At 48.9% G+C, this 11683-nt stretch carries 12 protein-coding genes; 9 read left to right on the plus strand and 3 right to left on the minus strand.

All coding sequences use genetic code 11. The features are described 5' to 3' along the window. The first annotated feature begins 471 nt into the window (after positions 1-471). The 9 genes from ACYVEA_RS02265 (at position 472) to ACYVEA_RS02305 (ending at position 6919) form a co-directional block, all read left to right on the plus strand. Complete coding sequence (locus tag ACYVEA_RS02265) at positions 472-1074, plus strand: TetR/AcrR family transcriptional regulator (RefSeq protein ID WP_461111691.1); 603 nt, start codon at positions 472-474, stop codon at positions 1072-1074. Between the two features lie 130 nt (positions 1075-1204). Continuing rightward, a complete protein-coding gene (locus tag ACYVEA_RS02270; RefSeq protein WP_093823866.1) occupies positions 1205-1738 on the plus strand; it encodes a YceI family protein in 534 nt (177 codons plus the stop codon). A 12-nt stretch (positions 1739-1750) separates the two neighbouring features. Then, a complete protein-coding gene (locus ACYVEA_RS02275) occupies positions 1751-2455 on the plus strand; it encodes a DsbA family oxidoreductase (protein ID WP_461111692.1) in 705 nt (234 codons plus the stop codon). Positions 2456-2485: 30 nt separating this feature from the next. Then, positions 2486-3118, plus strand: a complete 633-nt coding sequence (locus tag ACYVEA_RS02280; protein ID WP_461111693.1) for an NAD(P)H-dependent oxidoreductase — start codon at positions 2486-2488, stop codon at positions 3116-3118. 297 nt (positions 3119-3415) lie between these two features. Next, on the plus strand, positions 3416-3616 hold the full coding sequence (locus tag ACYVEA_RS02285) for a hypothetical protein (protein WP_461111694.1): 201 nt from the start codon (positions 3416-3418) through the stop codon (positions 3614-3616). Positions 3617-3649: 33 nt separating this feature from the next. Continuing rightward, the gene (locus ACYVEA_RS02290) at positions 3650-3841 is read left to right on the plus strand and encodes a hypothetical protein (protein ID WP_461111695.1); all 192 of its coding nucleotides are present in this window, start codon (positions 3650-3652) and stop codon (positions 3839-3841) included. A 113-nt stretch (positions 3842-3954) separates the two neighbouring features. After that, positions 3955-4899, plus strand: a complete 945-nt coding sequence (locus ACYVEA_RS02295) for an SGNH/GDSL hydrolase family protein (protein ID WP_461111696.1) — start codon at positions 3955-3957, stop codon at positions 4897-4899. 258 nt (positions 4900-5157) lie between these two features. Continuing rightward, entirely contained in the window at positions 5158-5760 is a 603-nt protein-coding gene (locus tag ACYVEA_RS02300; protein ID WP_461111697.1) for a TetR/AcrR family transcriptional regulator, read from the plus strand. Between the two features lie 16 nt (positions 5761-5776). Continuing rightward, on the plus strand, positions 5777-6919 hold the full coding sequence (locus ACYVEA_RS02305) for an FAD-dependent oxidoreductase (RefSeq protein WP_461111698.1): 1143 nt from the start codon (positions 5777-5779) through the stop codon (positions 6917-6919). A 99-nt stretch (positions 6920-7018) separates the two neighbouring features. Here the strand turns inward: ACYVEA_RS02305 and ACYVEA_RS02310 are convergent, their stop codons facing one another. The 3 genes from ACYVEA_RS02310 to ACYVEA_RS02320 all read right to left on the minus strand — a co-directional run bounded on the left by ACYVEA_RS02310 (position 7019) and on the right by ACYVEA_RS02320 (position 11611). Continuing rightward, complete coding sequence (locus ACYVEA_RS02310) at positions 7019-7798, minus strand: hypothetical protein (protein WP_461111699.1); 780 nt, start codon at positions 7796-7798, stop codon at positions 7019-7021. A gap of 510 nt (positions 7799-8308) precedes the next feature. Then, the gene (locus tag ACYVEA_RS02315) at positions 8309-9097 is read right to left on the minus strand and encodes an SGNH/GDSL hydrolase family protein (protein WP_461111700.1); all 789 of its coding nucleotides are present in this window, start codon (positions 9095-9097) and stop codon (positions 8309-8311) included. A 66-nt stretch (positions 9098-9163) separates the two neighbouring features. Beyond that, positions 9164-11611, minus strand: a complete 2448-nt coding sequence (locus ACYVEA_RS02320) for a glycoside hydrolase family 95 protein (RefSeq protein ID WP_461111701.1) — start codon at positions 11609-11611, stop codon at positions 9164-9166. Positions 11612-11683: the final 72 nt, after the last annotated feature.

Here is an 11683-nt window from a genome sequence, read left to right on the forward strand (position 1 = left end):
CTTCTTCCAACCCATGGATCAACTTTTTCAGAGTTGACAGCAGGATTCGAACCTGCCTTTAGTGACAGAACCAATCCACAACCAACAGCATATCGGGGTCAGCCAGGGGCTCCGATACTATGGGGCTATACAGAAACCCGCATCCGGTTTGGCTATTAATTCGAACTATCACAACAAAGGTTGGGGACTACTACGCAGTGTTTCTGCGCAGTCCAGAAAAATTTTCATCTTTTTTAGGGGCTGTCTAAAAATTAGTTTTAAGCTGTTTCACCCCTAAATCCCCTAAAGGGGACTTGGTTTAACGATGAGTAAAGTCCCCTTTGGGGGATTTAGGGGTGAAACAGCCTGATGAAAAGGATATTTACAGACCTAAAGGAATATTTTTAGACACTCTCTTAGCTATTTTCAGTACTAGGAAACTTTATCTCCGATAGTATAGTTAACACTGTTATAAAACAGAACACACCCAAAATGGGAATCCTTGAGCGTCGATTACGGCAAAAAGTAGAAGTTAAAACCAGCATCTTACAGGCAGCGTGGCAGTTGGTTCTGGAAGAAGGCTGGCAGGCGCTTTCTATCCGTAAGATTGCCGATGCCATCGAGTATAGTGTACCTGTGATTTATAGTCACTTTGACAACAAAGACGCTATTTTGGCGGAATTCACCCGGGAAGGATTCCACTTGCTAACGGAAGAAGTCATTCGGCAGCGCGACAGCCAACCCGAAGCTAGTCAGCAGTTGGAGGCCATTGCGCAGGGTTACTGGAACTTTGCTTTCGATCATAAGGAGTTTTACCAGCTTATGTTCGGGCTGGGGATTCCGCGCTGTGAAGAAGTGAATCAGGTTACCGAGATGAAGAAGTTTTCGAACGTACTCATCGGCGTTATTCAGGAAGCCATTAGCACAAGCAAAAATCCACAGGTCGATGCTTTTCTAAAGTTTCATACGTACTGGTCCATTTTACATGGCCTAGTTTCAATCCAGTTGATTGACGGGAAAGTAACGACTAACCCGTGGAGTCAATTGGTGCTGAAAGACGCTATTGATGGCTTTATAAAATCCTTGAAAGAATAATTTTTTTGCGCTTACACTAACGGTGTTAGTATTTATATCGGCGTACGTAATCAATTACTACTGAGCCGTTACACGCGATAAATAGTAACAAAAACAACTAGTAAAACAAGTCAAATCACGTAAACTAATCATGGCAACAACTAAATGGGTCGTAGACCCAATGCACTCCGAAGTACAATTCAAAGTAAAACACCTGGTCATCTCAACGGTAACCGGTACGTTCCGGAATTTCGATGGTGGAGCAACCACTGAGCACGACGATTTCGACGGCGCCGAGGTTCACTTTTCGCTGGATGTAAACAGCGTTGATACCAATCAGGAAATGCGGGACACCCACCTGAAATCAGCTGATTTTTTCGAGGCTGAGACCTACCCAAAAATCGCCTTCAAATCGACCTCCTTCAAGAAAGTAGACGACGACGAATACGTGCTGACAGGTGATCTGACCATGAAAGGCGTTACTAAACCTGTGACTCTGAAAGCTGAATATGGCGGAACGGCCAAGGATAATTACGGCAATAAAAAACTTGGGTTTGAAGTTACCGGAAAGATCAATCGTAAAGAATTTGGCCTGACCTACAATGCCTTAACAGAAACGGGTGGACTTGCCCTCGGCGAAGACATCAAACTCATTGCCAACATTCAGTTGGCTCAGGCGGCTTAATCACGAAACGAAATGGACGTTGAAATCTGGAGCGATGTGATGTGCCCCTTTTGCTACATTGGCAAACGGAAGTTTGAGCAGGCACTCAATGAATTTGCGCATAAAGACCAGGTAAATGTTGTCTGGAAAAGCTTTCAGCTGAATCCGGACATGAAAACGGAACCCGGTAAAAACATTAACCAATATTTGGCCGACGTGAAAGGATGGAGTCTGGACGAAGCCAAGCGCATGAACGACCGGGTTACGGCGATGGCCCGCGAAGTAGGGTTATCGTATGATTTCGACAAAGCGGTTGTGGCCAATTCATGGGATGCGCACCGTCTTATTCAACTGGCGAAAAAACATAACCTGGGAGATGCCGCCGAAGAACGGTTGTTCCGGGCTTATTTTACCGAAGGACGCGATACGTCCGACCACACTACGCTACTTGAACTGGGCACTGAGATTGGCCTCAATGCCGCTGAGGTTCAGCAAATGCTGGACAGCAACCAATTTGCCGAGGCCGTTAGCCGGGATGTGTATGAAGCGCAGCAGGTGGGCGCAAGGGGCGTACCGTTCTTTGTACTAGATCGCCGGTATGCGGTTTCGGGTGCTCAACAGCCCGAGACATTCCTGGGTGCCCTCGATACCGCCTGGTCAGCCTGGGAAAAAGCAAATCCTTTAGTTGTCCAGGGCTCAACCGATGGCCCAGCTTGCTCACCCGGCGAAGTCTGTTAATAGCTTACCCAAAGAATACAACCTACTCTTATGGAATTACTGGAAGCAATGAACTGGCGGTACGCTGCCAAAAAGATGAACGGCCAGAAAATCCCGGTCGAAAAAATAGACATTATTCTGGAAGCCATTCGCCTGTCGGCATCGTCGGCAGGTTTGCAACCGTATACTGTTATTGTGATCGACAATCTTGAACTGAAAGGTAAAATTCATGAACTGGCTTGTCCGCAGCCGCAAATCGTTGAGGGATCACACTTGCTGGTTTTTGCCCACTGGGCGAACGTCGAAGCGGCACAGGTCGATGCGTATATGCAGTTGATTGCCGATACACGAAACGTTCCTGTCGAATCGCTGCGTCCGTTTGCCGACTCCATTAAAGGCAATATTTTGTCTAAAACTCCCGAAGAGCAGGCCATCTGGGCCTCTCGTCAGGCATACATTGGTTTAGGATCAGCCCTGATTGCAGCAGCCACCGAACAGGTCGATGCTACACCCATGGAAGGTTTCAATGCTGCAGCCCTCGACAAAATCCTGGACTTACCCGCCAAAGGATTACGTAGTGTAGCGTTGGTCGCACTCGGTTATCGGGATGCCGAAAAAGACTTCTTGGCAAAAGCAACCAAAGTGCGTCGTTCCAGAAAAGATCTGTTTATTGAATTAGCATAGACTTCGTTCCCTTATTGATATGTCAAAACCCTTGGTGAGTTCACTGAGGGTTTTCTATTTGGGCAGTCAGCAAAGTAGGCGAGTTGAAAATCAGCAGAAGGGCTATAAATCGAGGCAAAAAATTTGTTTCCTGAAGCGGAAAGGTGTTACGTCGAAAAACTTAGCCCGCTTCATGACGTAACGTAGCGCTGAATACCCAATTGGTTGTTAACTGGGCAACAAATTCCACATAAGTAGCTAGCCTTGAACATTTTACATAATAAATAGTTAGATTATTGAACGACAAAAAACTAGATCATGAACATCATTGGAAACTTTTTACTATCCGATACGCTTGCCCGACATTTGCAGGTGCGTCTTAACAATTTACCCAATACCGCTATTCAGGCCAGGGACGTTTTGCCAAATAATCCCAGCTTACGGCGGGTTGTCATTAAAACCGATATGACCGGCTGGCAGCAATTTGGTCAGATCATTACGGAGTATGGCCTAGCCTAGTAAGTAACAACATGTAGCATTAACTTTGGCAACATGGACGTTACACCTGATACACATGCTGTAGATGATCAGCAACCGGTGCCCGCGCAACAACAGGTCGACGCAGCCAACGACTTTCTGGACATCTGCGACCGTATATCCACGGGTTATGAAAGTGGTTTTTATTGGGAAGATGTCCAGCGAGCCCTGCGCATTGCTGCCGGTCTGGAGAAGTGGCCCGGCTAATGCGGGCGTCTATTAGCAGATTGGCAGAGTCATTCTATTTCGTTTTTTCACAAGCTACGTAGCACTATGTGAGAAGTAGTTATTGTAGCCAGCCTGGCTTTTCATAGACGACTATGAAGAACCAACACTTGCTATTTGCCTTTGTGTTTAGCGTTTCTTGCGCGCTCACCAGTTCGGCACAACCCGTGGCCACTACCGTACACAAAGTGCTTTTTCTGGGCAACAGCATTACGTACGCGGGCAGCTACATTACCGACATCGAAGCTTATTTCATTACCCGTTACCCAAAGCGGCAGGTTGAATTTATCAATGTAGGCTTACCCAGCGAAACAGTTTCAGGGCTTTCCGAAGATGGTCATGCAGGCGGTCGATTCCCCCGGCCTGACTTGCACGAGCGTCTGCAACGCGTGCTGGAGCAGACAAAGCCCGATCTTATTTTCGCTTGCTATGGTATGAATGATGGTATTTATTTACCCCTTGACGAACAGCGTTTTCGAGCATTCAAAGACGGAATTCAGTGGCTACATGATCAACTGGCGAAAACCGGTGCCCGAATCATTCATTTGACTCCCCCCATTTACGACGAGTCAAGAGGGCCCGATAAAGGCTATGCAAGCGTCCTCGATACGTATTCCGATTGGTTACTAGGTCAGAAAGCAGCTGCCAACTGGGAGGTGGCCGATCTGCATTATCCCATGAAAAAATACCTGGATGCCCATCGTATGGTGGATGCTCAATTTGCCATTGACGGGTTTGCGCTGGCTAATGATGGCGTACATCCCGGCGAAGTGGGCCATTGGATCATGGCCAAATCTATCCTGCTTTATTTGGGCGAAAAACGTGTTGCTCCTTTTCCTACGATAAAAGCTGCGGTATCGACAGTGCCCAACGGAGAGCAGATTTTAAAGCTGGTTGGCGAACGACAAACGATCATGAAAGACGCCTGGCTCACCACCACAGGCCACAAACGCCCCGAAATGAAAACAGGCTTGCCCCTCAAAGAAGCGCAGGTCAAAGCCAAGCAATTAGACGAACAGATACGGGCGCTGATCAAGTAGGAGAATTTATGTATGACTTGTTTAGTCTTTGCCAATCAAGTCACTATTGTCCTTCCGAGGAATCTTTGGTAGGTGGATAAATTAGCCCCACCCGAAGATTCCTCGGGATGACAAACTCAGTACCGCAACAGTAATTTGACCACCGCCAACGGCTAAGCCAGCGATAGATCATCCGAAAAAAGTTAGACAAATATTTTATTAGTAAATAAACATTTACTTACTTTGTCAAACCTTTTAGAAAACAGAGAAAAGCGCCTTATGCGACCCAAGAATTTAGAAAAAGAGGAAGCCATTCGTACCATAGCCCTGCAACTCATTGCGGAAGAAGGACTGGAAAATCTGAGCATGCAGAAGTTAGCGAAAGCAGCTAACGTATCGCCCCGTACGATCTACATCAAATATGAGAACAAGGAGGATTTTCTGATCAAGCTGTTCATCGACGATGTATTGGGCCCTTATGAAAAAGCAGTTCTGGATAACTTTAGTCCCGACATGGATTTTGCCGACGGGGTCAAAAAAATCTGGCTGAACACGTTCCGGTATCTGACAGGCAACAAACACCATTTTGCCCTCATTCAACATGGCAAAGCTTCCCCCCTACTGAATAAAGCCTACCAGAAAGCAAACATTCAACAAGGTCACTTTTTTGCGCCTGTTCACCGCTTTTGGGAACGTAATGTGGACGCCGGCCTCATTCAAAAACTCCCTTTCGATGTGTACCGGGCTTTGTTGTTTTCTCCACTTCTTGACCTGGTAAACGAGTACTTTGACTATCAGGAACGACCCCGGCAAATCATCACGGAAGACCTGATTTTAGCCTGCTGCGACGTGCTAATAAAAGGAATGCGATCAGAACAATAACTAACGAACAACGACGATGAACACGATTAAACACAAGAAAATAGCGATTGTGGGCGGAGGCCCGGGCGGATTAACGCTGGCCAGACTTTTGCAAATGAAAGGTGCAGATGTAAAGGTCTATGAACGAGATTTGAATAAAGATGCCCGGCCCAAAGGCGCTACGCTGGATTTGCATGAAGAGTCGGGGCTGGCGGCCTTACGCGAAGCGGAGCTGATGGATGCGTTTATAGCGAACTACCGGCCGGGGGCCGACAAACTACGTATCGTCGATAAAAGCGCCACTATTTTATTTGACGATGATGCGAATGGCAGAACAGAAACAGACCGGCCAGAGATTGACCGCGGCCCGTTGCAGCAACTTTTGCTGGATTCTCTACAATCAGGTACCGTTGTGTGGGACAGTCATTTTGTGTCGCTGACACCGCAACATGATTCCTGGAGAATAGACTTTAAAAACGGGCGGTCTGTCCTTGCCGACGTAGTGATTGCCGCCGACGGCGCCAACTCGAAACTTCGGCCTTACATCACACCGATCAAGCCATTTTATTCGGGCGTTACGGCCGTAGAAGGTGCCGTCTACCACGCCGAAACAGCCAGCCCGACAATGCACAAACTCCTGAACGGCGGGAAAATATTTGCTATGGGCGACGAAAAATCTTTAATCGTAAGCTCAAAAGGCGATGGTAGTCTGGTATTTTACACCGGCGTCAAAACGGATGAGTTTTGGAGCCGGAACAGTGGAATCGGCTTCTCGGATAAAGCGCAGGTCCTCGCCTGGTTCAAAGCCGAATTTTCGGGCTGGGATGACGTATGGCTGGAATTACTCGAAAACGCTACGTCTCCTTTTGTGCCTCGCCCGCTCTATTGCATGCCTTTCGACCAGACGTGGGAAGCGGTACCAAACCTGACGATGCTGGGTGATGCGGCTCATCTTATGCCCCCCTATGCCGGTGAAGGCGTCAATATGGCGATGCTGGATGCGCTGGAATTAAGCCAATGCCTCACCAGCGAGCATTTCTCTGATGTGCACGCAGCCATTGCAGCTTACGAAAAACAGATGCGGGCAAGAGCCAGCGACATTGCCATGATTACAATGGAATCAACAGCGGCCCTGCATTCTCCCGATGCAATTTCCTTTCTTATGGGTGTAATCAGTTAAGCTCAAGCGACGGGTAAGCCTGAGGTAGAGGCCTCAAACATGGCAGGGGAACATTGGCTAAAAGAAGGCCCTCTGATGGTTCACAGAGGGCCTTCTTTTTTAGATTGGGCAAACAGTAAAGTTTATCTGATCTGTTGAAGTGCTTAGCGCATGCAGGCGATGCGTGGCAGGAAGAGCTGCCAGTTGAGCGTCCACCAGCGCTTTCAATCTGGTTTGCAATACCGGTCGAATTCCTTTTTCGATTCGATTGGCAACAATCTCTTCTACGATCTGCGAAACCCCTAATGTAACGACCGTCACCCACCAGGGCCAGCTAACATCGGTATTGAAACTGGCAATCGTCACAACAGCCTGTCCCGACGCCACACCCAGCGTAAACCGGAAATCAACATTAATGTCCGGATCAGCGAAATTATTAATGGCTGCCTGAAAGCGCAGTTTTACGGTAATACCATTCGTCGCCACCTCGACCGTTGCCGGACTTCGTTGACTGAGCTGGTCATTGGATGGTAACTGAGTGGCAATCGTATCCCGAACGGTTTGCTGAATTGTCGATTCCGGAATTGAACTCGAAAGGCAGGCGCTCGTATCAACGTTAACGGTTACCGAACCCAGAATCCGCTGGAGGGTAAATGCTTTGGCCACAATTCGGTAAACGGTTGTCTGGTCCGGGCTGACACTACGTGTGCCCGTCGTACTGATGGTTGCTCCCTGAAGGAAAAGGCGAACGATTGATCCGGTAGGGCGCTGAATTTTCCACTTTAGTTGTGAACCTGGACCAAAGGGCCGGATGCTGGCGGGCGTGGCGGTAAATGACTGAAGAGAAACCTCAGCTAACGCTTCGGCAGCTCGTTCGAGCATGTCTGTTGTTGGAGGCATAGCATTGGTAATTTTTAGGGTTTAGGAATAGTCCCTCGTTTGAGGACGTATTCAAAAGTAAAAACGCCTGTAAAAGCCAGCTCTTCTTACTTATTAATCGGTCATAATCAGTAGTTTATGGTAACTATTCCACACAGTTGATGGGCAAAACTCTACAGGCATTAGTGTTCGTCAATGACGATAGCCTGCCCACCTTTGGCTTTTAGTTTGATTGGGAACGTATCGCCCTGCTTCAGGGCAACCGTTCGCTTATGGATGCCCCCGCTTCATCGTCTTCGTAGATGGTGGCGGTACAGAACTTTTCTTTTGACAAATAGAATTTAGTTAACGTGAATCACGGAGTACATATAGTAAATCCCTAATTTTTAGATAGTTGGTTTTGTCATCCCGACATAAGGAGGGACCTTCGGTAAGTTGAAGTAGCTTCGTCTTGTCCGAAGGTCCCTCCTTATGTCGGGATGACAAATTCCTCTATGGTTTATTATGCCAATCATCCGTAATTCACGTTTTTCAGAAACTGTGCCTGTATTTTTTCAGGAATCTCAGCCGGGAACTTACCTGCTTAATCCATTCACGAGCCATTAATTCGTGGGAAAATACGGTCGGATGAATGCCGTCCCAAACCCAGTATTCGGCTTTTTTTTGTTTAATGGCTTTGTCTAGCACGGCTGGATAATCGACGGTAACCGCGTTGAACTCAGTGGCCAATTTCCGTACAATCGTCTGCCGATTAGTGGTATCATCCCGCCAGCGCTCCCAGTTTTCGGTACGCTGGCCCACTGGATACACAAACGGAATACCGAGCACAAACAGAACCTCTGGCTTGCTGCGTCGGCTTTCTTCCATCAGGCCCCGATATATCGTTTCGAACTGCTCAAGAGTGGTCGCTTCGGCGGGTTTATTGATGGTGGCTGCGGTGTCGTTGATACCAATCAGGATGCTGAGTACGTCCGGCTTAAGATCCAGCGTATCGGTTTGCCAGCGTTTTTGCAGATCAGTTATTTTGTTGCCGCTGATGCCCCGATTATAAAACAGGAAATCACGCTCCGGAAAATCGGCGCCTATTCGACTTGCCACCGAAAACGCATACCCATGTCCCATAATGTGGTTAGGGTCCGCATTTCGCCCTCGGTTACCATCCGTGATGGAATCGCCCTGAAACAGGAAAACAAGACCCGTTTCGTTGACGGCTCCAGCCAATGATGGATTGGAGAAAGACGTATCTGGCACAACACCGGGAACCAATCCAATCAAAGCGGACGATTTCAGGAAGATTCGCCTTGAGGGTTTACGAAGCATAATAGGTCATGGTGGTAAGTGTAGCCGTTCTAATGATTGATTTTGGCGCGTTTAACGGACCGATCCCTACAAGGCCAACGTATAACTTTTCCCTGTTTGCGTCATGAAATCATACACCTGGCCAATTCTTGGTTTTGCCATGATCAGTTGAGCATCGGGCGATACGATGGGATCTTTGATGGCGAGTGCCTGAAAAAATGGATTCGGATTGGTAGCCGCATTGAGTACCGTTTTGAATCCTTTTGCCTTCAATTCATTCGGAACGCGAATCCGGCAGTTGCCCCCCAGCGTCGACTTGATCGTCACACTTGCCACTTTACCATCTTTCCAGAGTAAGGAAACAATTTCGAATCCACCCCGCGCCCGAAGGCCACTAACGCTGCCCGATGGCCAGCGGTCGGGCAGCGCGGGGAGCAGGTGAATAGCCTCATCATGACTTTGCATGAGCATTTCGGCGATGCCCGCCGTGCAACCAAAATTACCGTCGATCTGGAACGGCGGATGGGCGTCGAACAGGTTCGTATACGTACCTCCACCCTGCTGAGTACCTACCGGCGAAAGTTGGTTTGTGATCAATTTGTAAGCCCGGTTGCCGTCCAGCAGCCGCGCCCACCAGTTCACTTTCCACCCCATCGACCAGCCTGTCGATACGTCGCCCCGCTGTTCGAGGGTGTTACGGGCCGCCCTGAATAGTTGTGGCGTTCGATAGGCCGATAGCTGGGCCGACGGATACAGGCCGTAGAGGTGAGAAATATGCCGGTGTTTGTCGTTTGGATCGTCGAGGTCTTCGAGCCACTCCTGTAGTTGCCCGTGTTTGCCGATCTGCATGGGCGGCAGTTTACTCAGAATGGTTTTCAGCGAATCGGCAAAGGGAGCATCCTGTTTCAGCAATTCGGCCGCTCGAATCGCGTTGGTCAGTACGTCGAAAACCAGCTGATTATCCATCGTGACACCAGCCGCAATGGAGGCTTTGGGACGTCCGGCGGGCGAGTTTTCGGGCGAAATACTCGGCGACACCACCAGCCACTGATGCGTTGGTTCAGGAATCAGAAAATCTTTATAGAACGTAGCAACACCTTTCAGAACCGGGTAGTTGGCTTTCAGAAAGTCCTGATTCCCAGTGTATAGATAATGCTGCCACAGGTGCTGACTCAGCCACGCGCCACCCATCGGCCAGACGCCCCAGAAAGCGCCATCGACGCCCCCCGTACTCCGCCAGATGTCAGTATTGTGGTGCGCCATCCAGCCACGCGCGCCGTACATTATTCGGGCCGTTTCGACACCGGTTTTCGACAAATCCTGCGTCATATGCAATAACGGTTCGTGCAGTTCCGAGAGGTTGGTTACCTCGGCGGGCCAGTAGTTCATCTCGGCGTTGATGTTGATCGTGTATTTGCTGTCCCAGGCGGGTTTGACATCGGCATTCCAGATGCCCTGGAGATTGGCGGCCTGGCCCGCCGGTTGCGAGGCCGAAATCAGTAAATAGCGGCCAAACTGAAAATACAGACTTGCCAGCGCGGGGTCGTTGCCGGTGGCAAACCCCTTGATACGTTCGTCGGTAGGAAGTTTGGCGGCTGGTGTTTCGCCTAGATTCAACCTTACCCGATTGAACAGCGATTGATACGTTTTCAGGTGGTTGGCCATCAGTTGCGTATAAGGTATTTTCTCGGCCCGGTTCAGGTAATCCGTGCACCGTTTCACTTCATCGGCCGAAATGTCCTGGTAGTTATTAACATTTGTGGCAATTGACACCAGTACCAACACCGACGACGCATGCTGCACCGAAACTGTACTGTCAGTACGTGACAACTGGCCGTCGGTCGGGAGTAATTTCACCAGTGTATGACTCCGAACCTTACCCTCAACGCCCTCATGACTGACACCCAGCCCCGACATCGCCAGTTGATTCGTCGTCGTTTTCAGGCCTGTTTTATACGGGCTCATCAGGTGCGTCGTGAACGAGACACTGTTTTTTTTGTCAGCGCTGATACGTAGCACGATGACCTGATTCGGGATAGAAACGAAGGCTTCACGTTTGTAATGAACCCCATTGACATCGTAGGTGGTAGTTGTAATGGCCCGTTCCAGATCAAGGTCGCGGTAGTAATGCTGCGGATTCTGGTGCGCTGGAAAATCGAGACGGACATCACCCACGGGCAAATACATCTGTCCGAAGTCTTTTTTGGCAATGATCGCTTTACCCGCCAATGCCTGCGCTTCTGTACTTTTTCCCTCAAAAATCAGTTTCCGGATTTCGGGCAAAGCCGCCAGTGCCTCGGGATTATCGTTGCGCGACGGACTCCCCGACCAGAACGTCGATTCATTAAGCTTAATAAGTTCCTGGTCAGGATTTCCGTAGACCATTGCGCCCAACCGACCATTGCCAATGGGAAGCGCATCGGTCCAGGATTTACCGGCGGGTTGTTTATACCAGAGTTTCAGGACAGTGGGTTGCTGAGCCTGAGCGATCAGTGCAGCCAGGAAAAGAGCGGACGTAAAAACCAGTTTTTTCATCAACATGATACGTAGTACGGGATAAAGTAGTGGAGCGGAAACCAACGCTACTTTATCCTAAAGACCATTTAC

It is taken from the genome of Spirosoma jeollabukense (assembly GCF_054777855.1).

Excerpts from the sequence above, each read along its gene's own strand:
- ACYVEA_RS02285 (WP_461111694.1), top strand. The coding sequence starts at position 3,416 with ATGAACATCATTGGAAACTTTTTACTATCCGATACGCTTGCCCGACAT.
- ACYVEA_RS02295 (WP_461111696.1), top strand. The coding sequence starts at position 3,955 with ATGAAGAACCAACACTTGCTATTTGCCTTTGTGTTTAGCGTTTCTTGC.
- ACYVEA_RS02275 (WP_461111692.1), top strand. The coding sequence starts at position 1,751 with ATGGACGTTGAAATCTGGAGCGATGTGATGTGCCCCTTTTGCTACATT.
- ACYVEA_RS02290 (WP_461111695.1), top strand. The coding sequence starts at position 3,650 with ATGGACGTTACACCTGATACACATGCTGTAGATGATCAGCAACCGGTG.
- ACYVEA_RS02310 (WP_461111699.1), bottom strand. The coding sequence starts at position 7,798 with ATGCCTCCAACAACAGACATGCTCGAACGAGCTGCCGAAGCGTTAGCT.
- ACYVEA_RS02320 (WP_461111701.1), bottom strand. The coding sequence starts at position 11,611 with ATGAAAAAACTGGTTTTTACGTCCGCTCTTTTCCTGGCTGCACTGATC.
- ACYVEA_RS02300 (WP_461111697.1), top strand. The coding sequence starts at position 5,158 with ATGCGACCCAAGAATTTAGAAAAAGAGGAAGCCATTCGTACCATAGCC.
- ACYVEA_RS02280 (WP_461111693.1), top strand. The coding sequence starts at position 2,486 with ATGGAATTACTGGAAGCAATGAACTGGCGGTACGCTGCCAAAAAGATG.
- ACYVEA_RS02265 (WP_461111691.1), top strand. The coding sequence starts at position 472 with ATGGGAATCCTTGAGCGTCGATTACGGCAAAAAGTAGAAGTTAAAACC.
- ACYVEA_RS02305 (WP_461111698.1), top strand. The coding sequence starts at position 5,777 with ATGAACACGATTAAACACAAGAAAATAGCGATTGTGGGCGGAGGCCCG.
- ACYVEA_RS02270 (WP_093823866.1), top strand. The coding sequence starts at position 1,205 with ATGGCAACAACTAAATGGGTCGTAGACCCAATGCACTCCGAAGTACAA.
- ACYVEA_RS02315 (WP_461111700.1), bottom strand. The coding sequence starts at position 9,097 with ATGCTTCGTAAACCCTCAAGGCGAATCTTCCTGAAATCGTCCGCTTTG.